The 21,267-nt window shown below is 52.7% G+C and carries 22 protein-coding genes and 2 pseudogenes; 10 read left to right on the forward strand and 14 right to left on the reverse strand.

Translation table 11 applies throughout. The annotated features are described in order from the left end of the window. Position 1 precedes the first annotated feature (1 nt). Entirely contained in the window at positions 2 to 934 is a 933-nt protein-coding gene (locus LCD46_10250; protein UOY72658.1) for an alpha/beta hydrolase, read from the reverse strand. Continuing rightward, complete coding sequence (locus LCD46_10255; GenBank protein ID UOY72659.1) at positions 931 to 1,854, reverse strand: alpha/beta hydrolase; 924 nt, start codon at positions 1,852 to 1,854, stop codon at positions 931 to 933. The genes LCD46_10250 and LCD46_10255 overlap by 4 nt, the downstream gene beginning before the upstream one ends. A 136-nt stretch (positions 1,855 to 1,990) precedes the next feature. Between LCD46_10255 and LCD46_10260 the strand changes: the two genes are divergently transcribed. Next, positions 1,991 to 2,890: a LysR family transcriptional regulator gene (locus tag LCD46_10260; protein ID UOY72660.1), complete on the forward strand. Its 900-nt coding sequence runs from the start codon at positions 1,991 to 1,993 to the stop codon at positions 2,888 to 2,890. 113 nt (positions 2,891 to 3,003) lie between these two features. Here the strand turns inward: LCD46_10260 and LCD46_10265 are convergent. The 4 genes and pseudogenes from LCD46_10265 to LCD46_10280 form a co-directional block, all read right to left on the reverse strand. Further along, positions 3,004 to 3,306, reverse strand: a pseudogene (locus LCD46_10265) (aminoglycoside phosphotransferase). Between the two features lie 20 nt (positions 3,307 to 3,326). Then, positions 3,327 to 3,941 (reverse strand): Tat proofreading chaperone DmsD, encoded by a 615-nt coding sequence (dmsD, locus tag LCD46_10270; GenBank protein UOY72661.1) that lies wholly within the window; start codon positions 3,939 to 3,941, stop codon positions 3,327 to 3,329. A 93-nt stretch (positions 3,942 to 4,034) separates the two neighbouring features. Next, a pseudogene (locus tag LCD46_10275) lies at positions 4,035 to 6,473 on the reverse strand (dimethyl sulfoxide reductase subunit A). A gap of 131 nt (positions 6,474 to 6,604) precedes the next feature. Then, a complete protein-coding gene (locus LCD46_10280) occupies positions 6,605 to 6,871 on the reverse strand; it encodes a DUF1161 domain-containing protein (protein ID UOY72662.1) in 267 nt (88 codons plus the stop codon). Positions 6,872 to 6,975: 104 nt separating this feature from the next. Here LCD46_10280 and LCD46_10285 point away from each other — a divergent pair, with 104 nt between their 5' ends. Next, positions 6,976 to 7,686, forward strand: coding sequence for a YnfC family lipoprotein (locus LCD46_10285; protein ID UOY72663.1), 711 nt, complete (start codon positions 6,976 to 6,978; stop codon positions 7,684 to 7,686). A gap of 17 nt (positions 7,687 to 7,703) precedes the next feature. On the opposite strand, the gene speG is transcribed toward LCD46_10285, so the two are convergent. Together speG and LCD46_10295 are read right to left on the reverse strand one after the other, a co-directional pair. Continuing rightward, positions 7,704 to 8,264: a spermidine N1-acetyltransferase gene (gene speG, locus LCD46_10290; protein ID UOY72664.1), complete on the reverse strand. Its 561-nt coding sequence runs from the start codon at positions 8,262 to 8,264 to the stop codon at positions 7,704 to 7,706. Continuing rightward, entirely contained in the window at positions 8,264 to 8,602 is a 339-nt protein-coding gene (locus tag LCD46_10295) for a DUF1283 family protein (protein UOY72665.1), read from the reverse strand. The genes speG and LCD46_10295 overlap by 1 nt, the downstream gene beginning before the upstream one ends. Positions 8,603 to 8,754: 152 nt before the next feature. Here LCD46_10295 and LCD46_10300 point away from each other — a divergent pair, with 152 nt between their 5' ends. The 5 genes from LCD46_10300 to LCD46_10320 all read left to right on the forward strand — a co-directional run bounded on the left by LCD46_10300 (position 8,755) and on the right by LCD46_10320 (position 14,568). Beyond that, positions 8,755 to 9,081: a YnfA family protein gene (locus LCD46_10300; GenBank protein ID UOY72666.1), complete on the forward strand. Its 327-nt coding sequence runs from the start codon at positions 8,755 to 8,757 to the stop codon at positions 9,079 to 9,081. A 111-nt stretch (positions 9,082 to 9,192) separates the two neighbouring features. Continuing rightward, entirely contained in the window at positions 9,193 to 10,407 is a 1,215-nt protein-coding gene (locus LCD46_10305) for a D-galactonate dehydratase family protein (GenBank protein ID UOY72667.1), read from the forward strand. A gap of 14 nt (positions 10,408 to 10,421) precedes the next feature. Next, positions 10,422 to 11,441 (forward strand): Zn-dependent oxidoreductase, encoded by a 1,020-nt coding sequence (locus LCD46_10310; GenBank protein UOY72668.1) that lies wholly within the window; start codon positions 10,422 to 10,424, stop codon positions 11,439 to 11,441. Between the two features lie 73 nt (positions 11,442 to 11,514). Beyond that, entirely contained in the window at positions 11,515 to 12,882 is a 1,368-nt protein-coding gene (locus LCD46_10315; protein ID UOY72669.1) for an MHS family MFS transporter, read from the forward strand. A 222-nt stretch (positions 12,883 to 13,104) separates the two neighbouring features. Then, a complete protein-coding gene (locus LCD46_10320) occupies positions 13,105 to 14,568 on the forward strand; it encodes a mannitol dehydrogenase family protein (protein UOY72670.1) in 1,464 nt (487 codons plus the stop codon). 43 nt (positions 14,569 to 14,611) lie between these two features. On the opposite strand, the gene ydfZ is transcribed toward LCD46_10320, so the two are convergent. Next, the gene (gene ydfZ / locus LCD46_10325; GenBank protein ID UOY72671.1) at positions 14,612 to 14,815 is read right to left on the reverse strand and encodes a putative selenium delivery protein YdfZ; all 204 of its coding nucleotides are present in this window, start codon (positions 14,813 to 14,815) and stop codon (positions 14,612 to 14,614) included. A gap of 286 nt (positions 14,816 to 15,101) precedes the next feature. Here ydfZ and LCD46_10330 point away from each other — a divergent pair, with 286 nt between their 5' ends. After that, a complete protein-coding gene (locus LCD46_10330; GenBank protein UOY72672.1) occupies positions 15,102 to 15,533 on the forward strand; it encodes a universal stress protein in 432 nt (143 codons plus the stop codon). Between the two features lie 35 nt (positions 15,534 to 15,568). Here the strand turns inward: LCD46_10330 and LCD46_10335 are convergent, their stop codons facing one another. Both LCD46_10335 and ydfG read right to left on the reverse strand, forming a co-directional pair. Next, positions 15,569 to 16,255: a GntR family transcriptional regulator gene (locus LCD46_10335; GenBank protein ID UOY72673.1), complete on the reverse strand. Its 687-nt coding sequence runs from the start codon at positions 16,253 to 16,255 to the stop codon at positions 15,569 to 15,571. A 91-nt stretch (positions 16,256 to 16,346) separates the two neighbouring features. After that, a complete protein-coding gene (ydfG, locus tag LCD46_10340) occupies positions 16,347 to 17,093 on the reverse strand; it encodes a bifunctional NADP-dependent 3-hydroxy acid dehydrogenase/3-hydroxypropionate dehydrogenase YdfG (GenBank protein UOY72674.1) in 747 nt (248 codons plus the stop codon). A gap of 142 nt (positions 17,094 to 17,235) precedes the next feature. Between ydfG and dcp the strand changes: the two genes are divergently transcribed. After that, positions 17,236 to 19,269: a peptidyl-dipeptidase Dcp gene (gene dcp / locus LCD46_10345; GenBank protein UOY72675.1), complete on the forward strand. Its 2,034-nt coding sequence runs from the start codon at positions 17,236 to 17,238 to the stop codon at positions 19,267 to 19,269. Positions 19,270 to 19,428: 159 nt separating this feature from the next. Here the strand turns inward: dcp and LCD46_10350 are convergent, their stop codons facing one another. Beyond that, complete coding sequence (locus LCD46_10350) at positions 19,429 to 19,656, reverse strand: hypothetical protein (GenBank protein ID UOY72676.1); 228 nt, start codon at positions 19,654 to 19,656, stop codon at positions 19,429 to 19,431. 148 nt (positions 19,657 to 19,804) lie between these two features. On the opposite strand from LCD46_10350, the gene LCD46_10355 reads away from it, so the two are divergent. Further along, the gene (locus LCD46_10355) at positions 19,805 to 19,969 is read left to right on the forward strand and encodes a YnfU family zinc-binding protein (protein ID UOY72677.1); all 165 of its coding nucleotides are present in this window, start codon (positions 19,805 to 19,807) and stop codon (positions 19,967 to 19,969) included. 90 nt (positions 19,970 to 20,059) lie between these two features. On the opposite strand, the gene LCD46_10360 is transcribed toward LCD46_10355, so the two are convergent. Both LCD46_10360 and LCD46_10365 read right to left on the reverse strand, forming a co-directional pair. Then, a complete protein-coding gene (locus LCD46_10360) occupies positions 20,060 to 20,278 on the reverse strand; it encodes a cold shock domain-containing protein (protein ID UOY72678.1) in 219 nt (72 codons plus the stop codon). 264 nt (positions 20,279 to 20,542) lie between these two features. After that, positions 20,543 to 21,214 carry an MgtC family protein gene (locus LCD46_10365; GenBank protein ID UOY72935.1) on the reverse strand — a complete coding sequence of 224 codons (672 nt, stop codon included), beginning with the start codon at positions 21,212 to 21,214 and terminating at the stop codon, positions 20,543 to 20,545. Positions 21,215 to 21,267 lie beyond the last annotated feature (53 nt).

The following is a 21,267-nucleotide window of genomic DNA, read 5'->3' on the forward strand; positions in this document are numbered from 1 at the left end:
ATTACTCCAGGTGTGCGGCAAAGAACGGAAGTACTTTTGACATCGCTTCACTAACCGCTTCCGGTTTGTCATACAGTTCGTAATGCGAAAAATCGGCTAATGAGACCAACTGACGGTCACGCGAGGCTACAGCCCGGCCATAGATTTCCAGCCCGTCACGGTAAGCACCGAAAGCACCCACTTTTTCACCAACTACCACCATTACTGGCTGAGTCAGCAACACTTCGGCGAAAGCGAAGGCATCCCAGGCCAGAGTTTTCTGCGCATGAGAGAACACCATCCGCGTTGCCCCGCCTGGCTGCTGGCCGCGTGGCGTTTTGTAGTAGTCTGTTGCCTCAAATACATCACGCTCAGTCAGCCCACTAGCCTTTGCCATTTCCAGGCTGGCGGGGAGCAGTTCATTAACCTGAACCTCCCCCCCACGGGCTTCATTTGTACGCTGTGCCGCCATCGCATTCAGCGCGCCAATAGGGTCGTAATTGCTGAAGCCTTCGCGAAAAAGACGACCGATATTTACGCCGGTGATGCTCACCACGGCTTTAATACGTTTCTCCGTCAGTGCGGCATTAATGGCATAGCCACCGCCGCCGCAAATGCCCAGCACGCCAATCCGTTCAGCATCGACATACGGCAGGGTGACGGCGTAATCAATAACCCGACTGATATCTTCCACGCGCTGAGTCGGATCCTCCACCCAGCGTGGAGAGCCGCCGGACTCCCCCTGGAAGCTGGCGTCATAGGCGATCACGACATAGCCTGCTTCAGCCAGCGCTTTTCCGTAGACATTGCCGGACGTCTGTTCCTTACAGCTGCCAAAAGGGTGGACGCTGATAATTGTCGGATACTGTTTTGACTCATCGAACGTAGGTGGAAACTGAACGTTGGCGGCAACATGCCAGGCCATATCGGCATTCTGGATTTGAACATGTTTCATGACAGAATCTCCCCGAAGAATGGGGCTAATACGGAAACGGCTTCAGCGACGTAGGCTTTACCGTCATACAAGTCCATGTGGTTAGCACCTTCGACCATGTGGTACCGCTTGTCCTGACTTGAGGCGCGATCGTACAGATCATCGCTCATCCATTTACTTCCCGCCACGCTACCTGCAACAATTTGCAGTGGCTGGGTCAGGTAAATCTCCGCCATATGGTACGCGTCGTAGGTAATGATCTGGTTGAGGCTGCGCAGCGTGGCGTATCCAGGGGCCGTCGGGTACTGTGCCCGTGGCGTGTGGTAGTACTCCCAGGCCTGGCGCAACTCTTCATTTGGAGCATCAGACTCCTTCATGGGAGCCAGCGGCATGGTGGCATATTCACTGCTGCTGATATCGGTGCTACGGGCATTTGAACCGGCTTCAACATACGGCAGTGCATCAATGGACTTCACATTGTTTTCCCAGCCGTTGCGGAACATTGAGCCGATATTAACGGCGCTGACCGTTCCGATGGCCTTGATACGGCGATCCTGAATCGCGGCATTGGCGGTATAGCCCGCACCGGCGCATATTCCCATAGCGCCAATTCGCGCGGTGTCGACATAAGGCAGTGTGGTCAGGTAATCAATCACTGCGCTGACATCTTCGGTACGGATGTACGGGTTTTCCAGCTGGCGCGGTTCGCCGCCACTTTCGCCCTGATAAGACGCATCGTAAGCCACGGTCACAAACCCTTTTTCTGCCAGCTTTTCGGCATAGGTACCGGCGGTTTGTTCCTTAACGCCGCCCCCCGGATGCGAAACTACAATAGCCGGGTACTTGCGGCTTTCATCAAATGCGGGTGGGAAATAAAGCACGGCGGACAAAGAGATTGTCGGGATATTGCTGTTGGTGAAGCTGATTTTCTGGTTCATCATCCGGTTCCTCATGGGCTGTCGGTTATCTGTCATGCTTGATGGGATAACTATAGCCATTGATTATTAAGATGATTAGACCCAAAATAATGACTGGACTTATCATTTAAATGATTAATATCCCGGATGGAAAAAAGAGATGAAACGCGATGAGATAGCCGATCTGATGGCCTTTGTGGCCGTCGCCGAAGAGCGTAGTTTCACCCGGGCCGCCGCCCGTCTTGGCATGGCGCAGTCAGCGTTAAGTCAGATAGTTCGTCGCACGGAAGAACGGTTAGGGTTACGGCTTTTAACGCGAACCACACGCAGCGTGGTACCGACGGAAGCGGGTGAACACCTTTTGTCTGTTCTTGGCCCAATGCTGCATGACCTGGATTCTGCTCTGACTTCCCTGGGCGACCTGCGCGATCGTCCGTCTGGCACCATACGCATTACCACAGTGGAACATGCCGCAAAGACCATATTGTTGCCCGCCATGCGCACGTTGTTGCAATCCCATCCCGAAATTGATGTGCAGATACTCATCGATTACGGCCTGACTGATGTCGTCTCTGAGCGCTTTGATGCCGGGGTTCGCCTGGGGGGAGAGATGGACAAGGATATGATTGCTGTTCGAATCGGACCCGATATCCCGATGGCAATTGTTGGTGCGCCGGATTATCTCTCGCGAAAAGGTATTCCAGTGTCTGTGGCGCACCTGGTCGATCATCAGGCTATTAATCTGTTCCTTCCGTCATCGGGCACCGCAAATCGCTGGAGATTAGTGCGTGGAGGGCGCGAAGTCAGGGTTCGCATGGAAGGACAACTTCTATTAAATACAATAGATCTGATCCTCGATGCCGCAATTGACGGGCACGGCCTCGCGTATCTGCCTTATGACCAGGTTCAGCAGGCTATTGAAGAAAAAAAACTGACCCGCGTTCTGGAGAAATTTACCCCTGACTTACCTGGGTATCATCTGTACTACCCACACCGCCGCCATGCGGGTTCGGCATTTTCTCTGTTCATTGATGTGCTGAAGTATAAACGGGAGGTTTAACTATTCTTTTTGATGGTCATTCCAGGCGTTCAGAGGGTACTAATACACCTTAGTGCAACGTCCGCTTGTGGCACAAAGCGGACATCATTGTCTGTAACTGGGCCATTGTTCATTCATAGCATTTTGACGACATCATCTAACCAGTCTGGAAGATGTTCTCTATACCAGTTGAGATACAAAGGAAATGCTGCTTTTTGCCGCTCATTGAGCAGCACAATGACTTCGGTGACAATCCATGCTTTGGCAATAGCGTTTAGAAATAGCAATAAATGCTCGCTTCGTTCCCAGTTACCGGCATTGCTATCGCTTGATACCAGGTATTGGTTACCAAACAAAACATCACTATATTTCTGAAAAAGCCGTAGCTGCTGTGCAGCTTTATCAGGTAATGCCAGGAGCTACAGCCAACCCTTCAACCATAAGCAAGTCAAAGCCCTTAGCGGTAGAGCGTTTTTTCGGCCACCGGAATAATTAGCCTTGATTGCCAGTCCGCAAGCGTCAACTGTGCGAGCTTGCCCAACGCGGCATAAAACGGATGCCCGGCGTTGTCGACAAACACTGACAGGAAGCGGGTGCTCCACGGCAATAGATGCCAGGCCAGAAGCTGATCGCACTGCGCCTCGCGGCCATTCTCGGCCAGCCACGCCGCAAGCAGCAGCACGGTACCGAAATGATCTTCCGGTTCGTTCTGCTGCATCTCAAAGGCGATATTGTTTTCCCGCATCCACTGGCGCAGCGCGAGAGTCGAGTCGCCAAACAGCACGGATTCACGGTCGAGCCAGACGGAACCCCACGGAGGAGCGGGTAGGGCGTAAGGGCCGATAAATAACCGTTGCCAGGCGTCCGTCAGTGACTCATCGGCAGACGTGGCGAAGGTTTTAGCAACAGGTTGCAGAGTGTCCGATGGCAGGGGCCAGTCCTGAACCCATTCACCAGCGCAAAGGGCCTGCACCAGCGGTTCAGCCTGCTTGCTGTCAGGAGAAAAATAAAACAGCGCGCCCAGTACCCGGGCGCTAAACGCTAACGATTCACGATGCGATATGTCTTTCATTAAACCTTCCTTGCTCGCGCGGATGACGTCCGCGCGACTGTGTTAACCTATAATACTGACCATAGAATAAACCATGGTCTTGCGTTTCACCCTCTACACCTTCTCGATCTGCACCAGATTGGTGTGCTGCGGGTTGCCTTTCGCCAGCGGAGAAGGTCGATGGGTCGTCAGGGTGTTGATACAAGAGCCGTGGTCGATACGATCGCCGTTCATATTGGCGTCGTGCCAGGCTCCCTGTCCCATGGCACTCACGCCGGGCATGATGCGCGGCGTGACTTTCGCTTCAATTCTCACCTCACCGCGATCGTTAAAGACGCGCACCGTATCGCCGTTTTTAATGCCGCGTTTTTCAGCATCAACAGGATTAATCCAGATCTCCTGACGACAGGCCGCTTTCAGCACGTCGACGTTGCCATAGCTCGAATGAGTACGAGCTTTAAAATGGAAACCGAACAGCTGCAGCGGGAATTGGGTGCGCTCGGGGGCATCCCAGCCGTCAAATGTCGAAGCGTAAACCGGAAGAGGGCTGATGGTTTCATCTTTGGCCAGCTCCCAGGTTGCCGCAATCTCTGCAAGTTTGCTGGAGTAAATCTCAATCTTACCCGAAGGGGTTTTCAGCGGGTTAGCCTCCGGGTTATCGCGAAATTTTTTATAGGCCACGAAGTGCCCGTTGGGATCTTTGCGCTTATAGATGCCCATTTGTTTCAGTTCATCATACGACGGCAGCTGCGGATCTTTTTCGAGCATTTTGGCATACAGATACTGCAGCCATTGTTCCTAGGTACGGCCTTCGGTGAATTTCTGGTGAATATCAGCCCCAAGACGTTTAGCCACTTCGCTCATGATCCAGTAGATAGGCTTGCGTTCAAACTTCGGTGCGGTCACGGGCTGAAGGAAAATCAGGTAACCCATGTTTCCGGCGTAATCATTGGGAATGATGTCTTCCTGCTCGACAGTCATGAGATCCGGCAGCAGGATATCGGCGTATTTCGCCGATGACGTCATGAAGTTGTCGATCACCACGATGGTTTCGCACCTGGTTTCGTCCTGCAGGATGTCGTGGGTTTTGTTGATATCCGAGTGCTGGTTGATGATGGTGTTGCCTGCATAGTTCCAGATAAATTTGATGGGCACATCAAGCTTATCTTTACCGCGAACGCCGTCGCGCAGGGCGGTCATTTCCGGCCCACGAGCGATGGCATCCGTCCAGCTAAAGCAGGAGATTTGCGTTTTTATCGGGTTATCCGGCAGCGGCATTCGCTCGATGGTGATGGTATACGTCGACTCACGCGCGCCGCTGTTACCGCCGTTGATCCCCACGTTTCCGGTTAAAATCGGTAACATGGCGATGGCGCGGGCTGTCAGCTCGCCGTTAGCCTGACGTTGTGGCCCCCAGCCCTGACAGATACAGGCCGGTTTTGCGGAGCCAATTTCGCGCGCAAGCTTAATGATGCGATCGGCCGGTATGCCCGTAATGCGAGAGGCCCATTCCGGGGTCTTGGCTGTTTGGTCGTCACCCTGGCCGAGAATATACGCTTTGTAGTGACCGTTAGCGGGAGCGCCTTCCGGGAGCGTTTTTTCGTCGTAGCCAACGCAGTATTTATCCAGGAAAGGCTGGTCGACCAGGTTTTCGTCGATTAATACCCAGGCGATACCTGCCACCAGTGCGGCATCGGTGCCTGGACGGATCGGGATCCATTCATCTTCACGTCCTGCTGCGGTGTCGGTGTAGCGCGGGTCGATGACGATCATGCGCGCGTTGGAACGCTCGCGAGCCTGCTCGAGGTAATACGTAATTCCGCCGCCGCTCATGCGGGTTTCCGCCGGGTTATTACCGAACATCACCACCAGTTTGGTGTTTTCGATGTCAGACGTGCTGTTGCCGTCATTGCTGCCGTAGGTGTACGGCATCGCGCAGGCGATTTGCGCGGTGCTGTAGGTGCCATAATGACTCAGAAAACCGCCGTAACAGTTCATCAGGCGCGCGACCAGAGAAGCATAGGGGGAGGAGCGGGTGATATTGCCGCCAACAATACCGGAGGAGTAGTTAATGTAAACCGCCTCGTTACCGTATTTCTCCACCACACCTTTCAGGTTGCGGGCGATCGTATCCAGCGCTTCATCCCACGAAATACGCTCGAATTTGCCTTCACCGCGTTTGCCCACGCGTTTCATCGGGTAGTTCAGACGGTCAGGGTGATTGATCCGACGCCGAATAGAACGCCCGCGCAGGCAGGCGCGAACCTGGTGATTACCGTAAATATCCTCACCGGTGTTATCGGTTTCGACCCAATACACTTCGTCGTCACGGACATGCAGACGCAATGCGCAGCGGCTACCGCAGTTGACCGAACAGGCGCCCCAGACCACTTTATCTTCCACAGGGCTTATGGCGTTTTGCACCGCAGCGGCGGCGCTTTTCACGCCAAAGGGCAACGATAAACCACCGGCGGCAAGCGCCAGAGAACCTAAGGCAGTAGATTTCACGAGTGTTCGACGGCTAATTCCGCCGTGATGTTCAGTATCGGACATGGCTCACCCCATCATTATAATTGCGTATTTTTTTTCCCGTAATTACAACCGGGCTAATGATGGGGTGAGTGTTACTTATTTGGGGGTATTAAATATTAATCCTCATCAAATCAAAGGGGATTGAGGGTGAATTACTGAGCTTCAGCAGCACCGCTACCCGTACGGGTGTACAAGATTTTAAAGGTGTCATTGGCGCAATGGCCCACCACCTGTGTGCCCGGCTGGTCGGCCTGGTCGTTTGGCACAATGCTCAGGGTAAAACCTGACTCCGGCACGCCGTTGTTGATGATTTTCTGCTGAATGTCGCTTTTCACGCGTTCGCAGGAATCCGGTGCCGCCAGCGCGGCCGTTGAAGCACTCATTAACAGCAGGGCGGTAATCCAGGGTAACCGTTTCATCTGTAGCTCCTTATCTCTGTGTGTAGATTAATTTTAGCAGGCTTCGTGTAAACAACTGTATTTGCTAATATGATTGGGAATAATCTCTCTGTACGGTAATGAATGTGAATAAATACACAGCGATAACGCTACTGGCAGCGACACTGGTGGGGTGTGATAACAACACCTCGCCGCTGTCGTTTACCCCCGAGATGGCGAGCTTCTCTAACGAGTTTGATTTTGACCCTCTGCGCGGTCCGGTCAAAGACTTTACCCAGACGCTGTTCAATGAAAAAGGGGAAGTGTCTAAACGGGTCACCGGTACCGTGTCGACAGAAGGGTGTTTCGATACCCTGGAGCTGCACGACCTCGAGGCTAACACCGGTGTGGCGCTGGTGCTGGATGCCAACTACTACCTTGATGCGGAAACTCAGCAGCGCAAAGTGAAACTGCAGGGAAAATGCCAGCTGGCGGAATTACCATCAGCCGGGGTGACGTGGGATACCGACGATAACGGTTTTGTGGTGGCGGCGCATGGCAAAGAGATGGAGGTGAAGTATCGCTACGACGCGGACGGTTACCCGCTGGGTAAAACCACCGTCTCCGGGGATCAGCATTTATCCGTTCAGTCGACACCGTCTAAGGATATTCGCAAAAGAATGGATTACTCGGCAGTGAGCATGCTGAATGACAAGCCGTTGGGCAACGTGAAGCAGAGCTGCGACTACGATCGTCATAATAATCCTGTCAGTTGCGATCTCACAATAACGGACGATAGCGTCAAACCCGCCGTTGAGCGCAAATACACGATCAAAAACACGATTGACTACTACTGAGCATAAAGCCGCGCAGGTTACTGCGCGGTAGGTTTCAGCAGGCTGGCACTGGAGGGTTTATGTCCGGCCAGGTGCTGGTGCTGGAAGATGCACATGCGAATGGTATTGCGGTATTCACCGTTGATAAAGAATTCGTGTATCAACTCACCTTCCACCATAAAGCCCAGCTTGCGGTAGATGTGAATCGCTTTTTCGTTCTCTTTATCGACTATCAGGTAAAGCTTGTAGAGATTCAGGACGTTAAATCCGTAATCCATCGCCAGCTTCGCCGCGCGTGAAGCAAGACCTTTCCCCTGATGTTCCGGTGAAATAATAATCTGAAACTCTGCCCGACGGTGAACGTGGTTGATTTCAACCAGTTCAACAAGCCCGGCTTTTTCACCTTCACACTCCACCACAAAACGACGTTCGCTCTGATCGTGTATGTGCTTATCGTAAAGATCGGACAGCTCGACAAAAGCCTCGTAAGGCTCTTCGAACCAGTAGCGCATTACGCTGGCGTTGTTATCGAGCTGGTGGACAAAGCGCAGGTCCTCACGCTCCAGCGGACGGAGTTTTATATCACAGGGCGCTGACATTAAGGCGCTACCGTGCGGCCAGTACGGCGATCCAGGCAGCGCAGGGTATTTGGCTCCCAGTAAGCATTAACGTTTGCACTTTGCTGGCATTTATCACGCGCGTCAAAAGCGACATCCTCTTTGTCCCACTCTTTTTCCGCACGTTTGTTAACCTTCTGACGAAGGTTGCGGGTGTCATTCCATTGTTCTTTGTCCATGGCGGCGTTCTGGCGGCTCTGCGCGCTATCACCAGACTCAATAACGAGTTTACTGGTTTCCGCTGTTGCAGAGGCGGCAAAGGCGAACGATGACAGCGCCAGCAGGGCTGTCAGACAAAGGCGTTTGCTTAATGTAGTCATCGCGTTTCCTTTTAAGTGAGTGCAGATAATCACGTTATCCCGTTCAGATTCTACACCAAAGTAAAATTACGTCATACCCGTAGCCAGGGTATGGAAAAGTAAAGGACATCATCAGGTATGATGTCTAAATAAATCCTCATACAACGTTAAATATGATCAAAACCACACTCCTTTTTTTCGCCACCGCGCTCTGCGAAATCATCGGATGCTTCTTGCCCTGGCTCTGGCTGAAGAAGGGCGTAACGGTCTTGTTGCTCATCCCGGCCGGCGTGGCGCTGGCCCTGTTTGTCTGGCTGTTAACGCTACACCCGGCAGCCAGCGGTCGTGTCTATGCGGCTTACGGTGGAGTCTATGTCTGTACCGCACTGCTGTGGCTGCGCGTGGTGGATGGCGTAAAACTCAGCGCATACGATTGGGCCGGCGCGCTGATTGCCCTGTGCGGTATGCTGATTATTGTTGCGGGATGGGGGCGAGCCTGAGCGCCCGGTTTTTGTGACCGCTCGCTGATTTTATGATCATTATACTTGTATGGTAGTAGTGTGGATGAGTAAATTTCCAACATCACAACCAACGATGTAAGGAAAGGAATTATGAAGATTGTCGCGGCTGACGTGTTTGTTACCTGCCCGGGGCGGAACTTTGTCACGCTTAAAATCACTACCGACGAGGGGATTATCGGTCTTGGCGACGCCACGCTGAACGGGCGCGAACTTTCCGTAGCGTCTTATCTGAAGGATCACCTCTGCCCGCAGTTGATTGGTCGTGATGCCCACCGCATCGAAGATATCTGGCAGTTTTTCTATAAAGGTGCTTACTGGCGTCGTGGCCCGGTTACCATGTCGGCCATCTCTGCCGTGGATATGGCATTGTGGGACATCAAAGCCAAAGCGGCGAACATGCCGCTCTACCAGCTGTTGGGCGGCGCGTCCCGGGAAGGGGTGATGGTTTATTGCCACACCACCGGGCACACCCTTGAGGACGTGCTGGAAGATTATGCCCGTCACAAAGAGATGGGTTTTAAAGCGATCCGCGTCCAGTGTGGCGTACCGGGCATGAAAACAACCTACGGCATGTCAAAAGGGAAAGGGCTGGCGTATGAGCCTGCCACGAAAGGAGACTGGCCGGAAGAGCAGCTTTGGTCCACCGAAAAATACCTCGACTTCACTCCAAAGCTGTTTGACGCGGTACGCAGTAAATTTGGTTTCAATGAACATCTTCTGCACGACATGCACCATCGTCTGACGCCCATCGAAGCGGCGCGTTTCGGCAAAAGCATCGAAGAATTCCGTATGTTCTGGATGGAAGACCCCACGCCTGCGGAAAATCAGGCGTGCTTCCGCCTGATCCGCCAGCACACCGTTACGCCAATTGCGGTGGGTGAAGTGTTTAACAGCATCTGGGACTGCAAGCAGCTCATTGAAGAGCAGCTTATCGACTATATCCGTACCACCATTACCCATGCGGGGGGGATCACCGGGATGCGCCGCATCGCGGATTTTGCCTCGCTCTACCAGGTGCGCACGGGTTCACACGGCCCGTCGGATCTCTCGCCCGTGTGCCATGCGGCCGCGCTGCATTTCGACCTGTGGGTACCGAACTTTGGCGTGCAGGAATATATGGGCTATTCCGAACAGATGCTGGAGGTCTTCCCGCACAGCTGGCGCTTTGATAACGGTTATATGCACCCGGGCGATAAGCCGGGCCTGGGCATTGAATTTGATGAAAAGCTGGCAGCGAAGTATCCGTACGATCCTGCCTATCTGCCGGTGGCCCGTCTTGAAGACGGCACGCTGTGGAACTGGTAAGTGAGGAACGAACGATGAAAAGCATAGTGATTCAGCAGCCGAACCAACTGGTGATTGAAGAGCGTCCACACCCGGAACCTGCTGCCGGAGAAGTGCGTGTCAGCATTAAACTGGCCGGGATTTGTGGCTCAGACAGCCATATTTACCGGGGGCATAACCCGTTTGCGAAGTATCCGCGAGTGATCGGACATGAATTTTTTGGCGTCATTGATGCTGTGGGCGAGGGCGTCGACAGTTCGCGCCTGGGCCAGCGCGTCTCGGTTGACCCGGTGATCAGCTGCGGGCACTGCTATCCGTGTTCCGTCGGAAAACCGAACGTCTGCACCTCGCTGGTGGTGCTGGGCGTTCACCGTGACGGCGGCTTCAGCGACTATGCGGCAGTACCTGCTAAAAATGCCTGGCCTATCCCGGACGCGATCCCGGATAAACACGCCGTCATGGTTGAACCCTTCACCATTGCCGCCAACGTGACGGGGCAGGCCAACCCCACCGAGCAGGACGTTGCGCTGATATACGGCGCAGGACCGATGGGGCTGGTCACCGTTCAGGCGCTGAAGGGCGTCTACAAGGTGAAGCAGGTTATCGTGGTTGACCGCATCGATGAACGCCTGAAAATGGCCCAGCGCAGTGGTGCTGATTGGGTATTTAACAACAGCGAACAGTCCTTACAGGCTGCGCTGGAGGAAAAAGGCATCAAACCGACGTTAATCATTGATGCCGCCTGTCATCCGTCGATTTTGCAGGAGGCCATTACGCTGGCCTCTCCGGCGGCGCGCATCGTGCTGATGGGCTTCTCAAGCGAGCCGAGTCAGATTGCTCAGCAGGGCATCACCGGTAAAGAGCTGACGATTTTCTCTTCACGCCTGAACGCCAACAAATTCCCGGTCGTTATTAACTGGTTGGAAAAGGGGCTTATCGACCCTGAAAAATTGATTACGCACACCTTTGACTATCACCATGTAACAGACGCCATCGAACTGTTTGAGAAAGATCAGCGGCAGTGCTGCAAGGTCTTGCTGACATTCGACAAATAATAATTCACGCGGTTAAGAGCCTGCGCAGACAGGCTCTATGTGGTACGCATCTTACCTTTCAGAGATAGCCATTATGACGCAAATACAACCTCAAAGAACGACCTCCGATCTGGTGAAAGCCGCCGTCTCCGGCTGGCTGGGCACCGCTCTGGAGTTTATGGATTTCCAGCTCTACTCGCTTGGGGCCGCCCTGGTCTTCCATGAGATCTTCTTCCCGGAACAGTCTGCTGCGATGGCGCTGATCCTGGCGATGGGAACCTACGGTGCAGGCTATATTGCGCGCATCGTCGGGGCCTTTATCTTTGGCAGAATGGGGGACAGCATCGGCCGTAAAAAAGTGTTGTTCATCACCATCACGATGATGGGGATCTGTACCACCCTCATCGGTGTCCTGCCGACCTATGCGCAAATCGGGATTTTTGCACCTGTTCTGTTAGTGACGCTGCGCATTATTCAGGGGCTGGGGGCCGGGGCAGAGATCTCCGGAGCCGGGACCATGCTGGCAGAATATGCCCCGAAAGGGAAACGCGGCATTATCTCCTCGCTGGTGGCGATGGGGACCAACTGCGGGACGCTGAGCGCAACGGCTATCTGGGCTGTGATGTTCTTTGCCCTCGATCGTGAACAGCTGCTCGCATGGGGCTGGCGCGTACCGTTCCTTGCCAGTGTGGTGGTGATGATCTTCGCCATCTGGCTGCGGATGAACCTCAAAGAGAGCCCGGTATTTGAGAAAGTCAGCGATACAGAGACCGTGGTTCCCGATACATCTTTAGGTGCCATGTTTAAGAGCAAATCCTTCTGGCTGGCAACAGGTTTGCGTTTTGGTCAGGCGGGTAACTCAGGTCTGATTCAGACGTTCCTTGCCGGTTATCTGGTTCAGACGTTGCTGTTTAATAAAGCGATTCCCACTGATGCGCTGATGATCAGTTCGGTTCTCGGGTTTATCACCATCCCACTGTTAGGTTGGCTGTCGGATAAAGTGGGTCGTCGTCTGCCGTACATTATCCTGAATATCTCCGCCATTATTCTGGCGTACCCGATGCTGTCGATCATCGTTGATAAAAGTTATGCGCCGGGCGTGATTATGCTCTCGATCATCGTTATCCATAATTTTGCCGTTCTGGGGCTGTTTGCACTGGAAAACATCACCATGGCGGAGATGTTTGGTTCGCGTAATCGCTTTACCCGTATGGCCATTTCAAAAGAGGCGGGTGGTCTGGTGGCGGTCGGGTTTGGCCCAGTGCTGGCCGGGATCTTCTGCAATATGACCGGCTCCTGGTGGCCGATTGTCGCCATGCTGGTGGCCTATTCCGTGATTGGGCTGGTTTCTGCATTCCTGATGCCGGAAGTGCGTGACCGTGACCTGAGCGCGGCGCAAGATGCAGCGGAAGTCGCGCCAGAAGAGTCCGTAAGCTACGGAGCCGTCTCCTCACGGCGCTGATGGTTTATAACTTGAGTAATTTGTCACACAACTTTCAGCGTGTGTCACACCACATGAACAAAAGTTAATATAAATCAAAATTTCAAACTGAAGTATCAGTATGGTTAATGGCAGTTATTTTTTTACCCCAACTGCCATTCTAGTTGGTGTAGTCAGCAGGCGCTGCCGCTCTGGTCAATGGGCGGCAGTGGTTCACAGCGTTCTACTTAACGAGTCTTAATCATGGAAAACCGGTTATTACAGGCGAAAGCCACGCTTCCTCAGTACACTCGCGACGACCTGAAGGCACGCATTGTTCATCTTGGCTTCGGCGCATTTCACCGTGCGCATCAGGCGGTTTATGCCGACATTCTCGCAGCGGAACACGGCAGCAACTGGGGTTATTGTGAAGTAAACCTGATTGGCGGCGAGCAGCAGATTGCCGATCTCAACGCGCAGGATAACCTCTATACCGTGGCGGAGATGTCTGCCGATGCATGGACATCTCGCGTGGTCGGAGTGGTCAAAAAAGCACTCCATGCGCAGGTTGACGGGCTGGAGACCGTGCTGGCCGCGATGTGTGAACCGCAGGTGGCAATTGTCTCGCTGACGATCACCGAGAAAGGGTATTGTCACTCACCCGCGACCGGGCAACTGATGTTCGATCATCCGTTAATTGCCGCCGACCTGCAAAACCCCCATCACCCGACATCCGCACCCGGGGTAGTGGTTGAAGCCCTGGCGCGCCGTAAAGCTGCGGGTCTGCCTGCTTTCAGCGTGATGTCCTGTGACAACATGCCGGAGAACGGCCATGTGATGCGCAATGTCACCTGTGCTTATGCTCGCGCTGTCGATGGTGAGCTGGCGGACTGGATTGAATCCAGTGTCACCTTCCCGTCAACGATGGTGGACCGCATCGTGCCTGCAGTAACGGTAGACACGCTGAATAAAATCGAACAACTGACTGGCGTGCTCGACCCGGCGGCAGTGGCCTGTGAACCGTTCCGCCAGTGGGTGATTGAAGATAACTTTGTTGCCGGGCGTCCTGAATGGGAAAAAGCCGGGGCCGAGCTGGTGTCAGATGTTATTCCGTTTGAAGAGATGAAGCTGCGTATGCTCAATGGCAGTCATTCATTCCTTGCCTATCTTGGTTATCTGGCGGGTTACCAGCATATCAACGACTGTATGCAGGATGAAAATTACCGCCTCGCCGCGCATAAGCTGATGCTCAACGAGCAGGCGCCAACCTTAAAAGTGAAAGGCGTCGATTTAGGTCATTATGCCGATCTGCTGATTGCTCGCTACAGTAACCCGGCCCTGCGTCATCGAACCTGGCAAATTGCGATGGACGGTAGCCAGAAGCTCCCGCAGCGTATGCTGGATTCTGTGCGCTGGCACCTGGTGCATCAAAAGCCGTTCCCGCTACTGGCATTGGGTGTGGCTGGCTGGATGCGCTATGTTGGCGGTGTGGATGAACAGGGTAATACCATTGAGGTGAGCGATCCGCAACTGGCCGTGATTCAGGCGGCAGTGAAGGGAAGTACCGAGGGGGAAAGCCGTGTGAAAGCCCTGCTTGGCATCGAGGCTATTTTTGGCAGAGAGTTACCTGAAGAGGCTAGCTTTGTGGATGCGGTGATGAGCGCGTATCAGACGTTGCTACAGAAGGGAGCAAAAGCCACGGTGGCACAGTACGCCGCGCAACGATAATTCATCTCATGCCGCCGTTCGCGGCGGCATGTACGGGTACAATTTAGTGCATACCCAGGCGAATCAGTTCAATCGGTTCGAACTTACCTTCGCATCCTTCCACTTCCACCGTTTTGCTACGACGCACCTGCGCGGCATCCAGCCCGTCGCTGTGGATCGCTTTAATGACCCCAGTATGGCCTGTGCCGTTTATCATGACGCGGCTGCCAGTGGTAATTGCATTACGGTTACGGTCGTATGTCATCATGGTATATTCTCCTCTCTAACTTATCCGTTACGGCGCTAATTCAGGTTTGCCGTTCACGGGGCATATAAATACGCCTGTCCGCGCTTCATGTTTTTGTTTTTGATCAAACTCACACTTTTTTGTTTATTGCATCGAGTGCTGACGGTTCACGACAGCAATTTACAAAGCAGACCGTTATTTTCATAAGCTGATAGTTTCGATAGGGAAGCGTTGAGGGTTGGTTTATATTTCTGATGCCATTCTGGAGGCAGGAAATAACCCTTCATCGGAATAAGGAGTCAGGCTTATGTATAAGAAGATTTTGATGCCTGTTGATGTGTTTGAAATGGAATTAAGCGATAAAGCGGTACGCCATGCGGCCAACCTGGCAAAGGCTGAGGGCGCGTCGATTACCCTGGTCAACATTCTTCCGGCCAGCAGTCGCTCACTGCTGCGCGGGTTTAACGCTGATATAAAAAAATTTGAAGAGTATATGACCGCTGAATCCGGGAAGAAAATGAACGAGTTAAAGAGACTGTTCGATATCTCCCCTGAGAATATTCACGGCATGGTTCGTTTTGGCAATGTCCGCGATGAAATTATCAAGCTGAGCAAGGAGGGGGAATATGATGTGATCGTCATCGGGTCGAAAAACCCGGGCATCACCACTCATCTGCTTGGTTCAAATGCGGAATCTATTCTGCGCTACGCCACTATTCCGGTATTAGTCGTTCGTTAATTTCTTCGCCGCATCCGTAAGGGGTGCGGCAAATGTTACTCTTCGCTGAACCACTCGCTATTTTCCTGGCGAATAAGCTGCACGGATTCACTAATTTCCTGCAAATGTAGCGTCATCGCTTTTTCCACACCGTCTGCATCGCGTTTTTCAAGCGCATTAAAAATATCATGGTGCTGACGGAGCAGCATTTCCGGCGGGGAGACGTGGTCGAGGCTCATGTAGCGCACGCGGTCGATGGTGGCCTTAATGTTCTCGATAGTGTCCCAGGCGAGTTGACAGTCCGCAATTTGCGCCAGCTTCTGGTGGAATTCGTCATCCAGCAGGAAGAAATCATTGAGCTGTTTACGGTCAATCGCAATGCGCTGCTGGTGCAGATTTTGCTCCAGCAGATAACACTGGTTGTCGTTGATAAGCGTTGCAGCACGGCGCGCGACGGCACATTCAATCGCCTGGCGAACAAAACAGCCGTTGCGCACCTGCGAGAGTGAAATTTTGTTCACATAGCTGCCGCGCTGCGGGCGGATCTGAATCAGACCGTTTTCTGCGAGCTTAATAAACGCTTCGCGCACCGGCTGACGGGAAACGTCAAAACGCACGGACACCTCTTTTTCAGAAAGCGGTGTACCCGGTGGGATCAGGCAATGGACAATATCACGTCGCAAAATGCGATAGATTTGCTGGTTTACTGGCTGGGTGGGATTGAGTTGCGATTCAGCGGCCATGAGTTGTCATTTCTCAGAGAGTTAGCCAGAACATACTACCATTCTTTTATAACCCGAAACAGACCCGGCCCGCAGGCCGGGAAGGGCTCAGTTAGCCACGATGGACGCTAAGTCCGGCAAAACTCTGGCTGACCGGCATCATTTCTACAGTGTTGATGTTGACGTGTTTCGGCAGCGTCGCCACCCACCACACCGTTTCAGTGACATCTTCCGGCGTCAGCGCGTTAGCGTTTTCGTAGGTTTTGTCCGCTTTCGCGTCATCGCCTTTGAAGCGCACGTTGGAGAATTCTGTCCCGCCAACCAGACCCGGTTCGATATCGGTGACGCGAATGGCCGTGCCGTGCAGATCGGTACGCAGGTTCAGGCTGAACTGGCGCACAAACGCTTTGGTCGCGCCATAGACGTTGCCGCCCGCATATGGCCAGCTCCCGGCGGTGGAACCAATATTGATAATGTGGCCGCGGTTGCGCTCGACCATGCCCGGCAGCACTGCACGGGTCATATAGACCAGCCCTTTGTTGTTGGTGTCGATCATGTTTTCCCAGTCTTCAACGCTGGCTTTGTGGGCAGGCTCCATGCCCAGCGCCAGACCGGCATTGTTAACCAGCACATCAATGGCACGCCATTCGGCAGGCAGGTTAGTAATCATCTCTTCAATGGCCGCGCGGTTACGCACATCCAGTTGCGCGGTCAGGATGCTGTCACCCAATTCGTCTTTCAGCTCCTGCAGACGCTCCTGACGACGGCCCGTTGCAATCACCTTGTGTCCGTTGGCGACGAAGCGACGCGTGATGCTTTCACCAAAACCCGCTGTCGCCCCGGTAACTAAAATAATCATCTCACTGTTCCTCAACGCTTTTTGTGTGGTACTAACATAGCACGGTCGACGAGGGTGCGTTAAGGCAACATTTGTATGGCAGCATTGCAGGGGATGGCGGCCTGGCCTAATCTGGGAGGATACCCGTACTCAGGAGCAAAAGATGACGGCCACGAATCCCTTTTTTGAAATCAGCCTTTTACCTTACCAGGCACCTCATTTTGATGAAATCAACGATAGCCACTATCGCCCGGCTTTCGATGAAGCGCTTCGCCAGAAGAGGGCGGATATTGACGCCATTGTCTCTCAGACCACTGCGCCAGACTTCACCAACACCGTACTGGCGCTGGAGAAAAGCGGCGCCATGCTCACGCGCGTCAACAGCGTTTTCTTCGCCATGACCTCCGCACACACCAATGCGTACCTGCAGGAACTGGAAGAGCAGTTCTCTACCGAACTTGCCGCGCTGGCGAACGATATCTGGCTAAACGACACGCTTTTCGCTCGCGTGGAGAGCGTCTGGCAGGACCGTGCCGCGCTGGACGCTGAATCCCGTCGGTTGGTTGAGGAGACATATCAGCGGTTTATTCTGGCCGGCGCACGTCTGAATGAGACAGAAAAAACCGAGCTGAAGGCGCTTAATACCGAGGCGGCCTCTCTGACCAGCCAGTTTAATCAGCGTCTGCTGGCTGCTGATAAGGCTGGCGGGCTGGTGGTGGATTACGCACACCAGCTTGATGGGCTTAGCGCTGACGAAATCGCTGATGCCGCACAGGCTGCCACCGAGAGAGAGCTTAACGATCGCTGGTTGATCCCGCTCCTGAACACCACCCAGCAACCAGCGCTTTCGGCGCTGCGCGATCGTCAGACGCGGGAAAATCTGTTTAACGCAGGCTGGACGCGTACCCAGAAAGGGGATGAGAACGATACGCGCGCGCTGATCCTTCGTCTTACTGCGTTACGTGCACGTCAGGCTCGCTTGCTGGGCTTTGAGGATTATGCCAGTTGGAGCATTGCCGACCAGATGGCGAAAACGCCAGACGCCGCGCTTACCTTTATGCGTGGCATTGTGCCTGCCGCACGTACCCGCGCGGAACGCGAGCAGGCCGATATTCAGAATGTCATTGATGACGAACAGGGTGGTTTCACCGTGCAGGCCTGGGATTGGGCCTTCTATGCGGAGCGCGTGCGTCAGGCAAAATATGCCCTCGATGAGTCGCAAATCAGGCCGTATTTTGCGCTCAATAACGTACTGCACGATGGCGTATTCTGGACGGCCAGCCAGCTGTTTGGCATCCGCTTTGTGGAGCGCTTTGATATCCCGGTTTATCACCCGGACGTTCGCGTATGGGAAATTTTCGACCACACGGGTGTTGGTATGGCACTGTTCTACGGTGACTTCTTTGCCCGTGACTCCAAGCAAGGTGGGGCGTGGATGGACAGTTTTGTCGTGCAATCCTATGAATTTGCCACCCGTCCGGTTATCTACAACGTCTGTAACTATCAGAAACCGGGTAATGGACGCCCGGCGCTACTCTCCTGGGATGACGTGATTACCCTGTTCCACGAGTTCGGCCATACGCTACACGGGCTGTTTGCCAGTCAGCGCTACGCCACGCTCGCGGGTACCAATACCCCACGTGATTTCGTTGAGTTTCCGTCGCAAATAAACGAACACTGGGCCAGCCATCCTCAGGTATTTGCCCATTACGCCCGTCATTTTGAAACCGGTGAACCGATGCCGGAAGCGCTACGGAGAAGCATGCTGAGTGCGACTCAGTTTAACAAAGGCTATGACATGACGGAGACACTCAGTGCCGCGCTGCTGGACATGAACTGGCACAGTATTCGTGAGCCTGTTGAAAGTGTCGAGGCGTTTGAAGCCGCCGCCCTGAAAAAAGAGGGGCTGGATCTGCCCGCCGTACCGCCGCGCTATCGCAGCAGCTACTTTGCTCATATCTTTGGTGGCGGTTACGCGGCGGGGTATTACGCTTACCTGTGGACACAAATGCTGGCGGACGATGGCTATCAGTGGTTTGTCGAGCAGGGCGGTTTAACCCGTGAAAACGGGCAAAAATTCCGTGAGGCGATTTTATCCCGTGGGAATAGTACAGATTTAGCGGAACTGTATCGTAGCTGGCGCGGGCACGATCCAAAGATTGAACCGATGCTGGAGAATCGCGGATTGAGCGCGTAATGCCATAGTTGGCGGGTCATCCAGGGTTAGCGCCCGCTTGACCCGCTCACCGTTGAGGACAAATGGTCATAAAAAAAGCCTGCATTAAGCAGGCGCTAATGATGATGCATAGTTATTATTCTAATCTTAATTCAAAAAATTAATTGCGAACCCGATACATCACAAATATTTTTGTGCTGCATCGAGTATTTCCTGAGAGGTAAGTTCCCGATCCGAGGCAACATAGATAACATCATGATCGCCTGTTAAAGACGGAAAACCAGCAGACATTATTTGAAGATTAACCTCTTCGCCATTCGGGTATTCTTCACGTATGGATGTAATGCCCTTAAGCACAGTCATAACTTTGCTCGGTTTACCATTAAAGAACACTATCACCTTTTTCATATATCACCCTGTAATCATTCGTGATTTTTTAAGCTGATGCCGTCCAAAAAGACTGATTTATTCATTGTTTTAACTTTTTCGAAAATTAAAGCAAGCAATATCCTGACTTAACGTGTACTGTGGCAGTCCATTTAATCAGGAGAAGCCTATGTCTGGACGTAAAAATACGCAATTTCGTCGAAATCATTTAGTCAAATGTCCCTGCCCAAACTGCTCGAAAGATTCAGAGCACAGCTATAATCGCGTACAAAAGGGCGCACAGCTTGTTTGCCCATATTGCAATACTCTTTTTAAGTCCTCTCAACGATTTTAAAAAAATAATTTCGCCAGAAAATTAAAAAGCAATGCTAAGGACCCGTCTACTCAGGAAAACCGTCATCGTTATCGCGGGTCCGTGGCGATATTATTTATCGCAAAGCGTTACGTTGCCTGCTGCAGGGCCTTTACTGCCGCTAATGATAGCAAACTCGACTTTTTGACCTTCAAAAAGCGTGTTGAAACTGTCCCCCTCAAGGGCGGAAAAGTGGACAAAAATATCTTTACTGCCATCAAGCGGGGAGATAAAGCCAAAGCCTTTATCTTCGTTAAACCACTTAACCAGACCTAAAATTTTTGACGACATATATACTCCATTTGAATGCTTTTAAAGTAGTAACGTTATGATAGAGAACGTATAAATTGTATACGTATGGACTCAAAAGGAGGGGGTATCAGCGATAGCGCCTGGTTATGAGGACTGCTTAGTAAAATGTTACATTCTGTATTGCATCGAACCAACGAGATCATTAATACACGGACAGGATTAATTAGCAAATTTTATTTTAGCCGTCTGGGCGCGTGGGCTTGCTGAGTGGTCACGTAACCGGGCACAGGGCCCGGCTTATGTTCATATTGCATGACAGCTTACGGAAGCGATAATTTTATTCCCACCCATATTACCCATAATCAAATCGAGTAATTTTCGGTATTCCTCACGGGTAATCACTTCAGCCCGAATTTCGGTGGTTCCTTCTGTTTTCGCTGCCGTTGAATAGATGGCTTTCAGACTTAACGTCAGCTCCTGAGCCATTTTGACAACATTCTGCCGCACGGCATCTTCATGCTCATCATTGCAGGTCACTTTCAGAACATAACATTTTTCGCCTTCGTGAAGCGCGGGGAGTTGATTAATCCGCTGCGCGGCTTCGCGAAGCAATATGTTAGCACAGAGAATAATTACGCTGGCCATCGCGGCATTCCAGAATTGGCCTAATCCGCATAGCACACCAATTCCAGCCGAACACCACAGCGTTGCCGCGGTATTCAGACCCCGAATATTCATTCCCTCACGCATAATCACGCCGGCGCCGAGGAAACCTATTCCGGAGACGATCTGTGCCGCGATGCGCCCCGGGCTATCAGGAGAAGTGGAGACGGAACTTAAAATAAATACTGCCGCGCCTGTAGCAACCAGTGCATTAGTACGAAGCCCGGCCATCCGCTGGCGCCATTGTCTTTCTGCGCCAATAATTGCGCCCAGCAGCATTGCTGCGAGCAGATGAGAGATATATGGGAACATCATCCTGTCGCCTGTTTACGATATTCAATAATAAACGTCAGTGCTAAAGCACT

Source organism: Enterobacter ludwigii (assembly GCA_023023105.1).
GTDB classification, from domain to species: domain Bacteria; phylum Pseudomonadota; class Gammaproteobacteria; order Enterobacterales; family Enterobacteriaceae; genus Enterobacter; species Enterobacter adelaidei.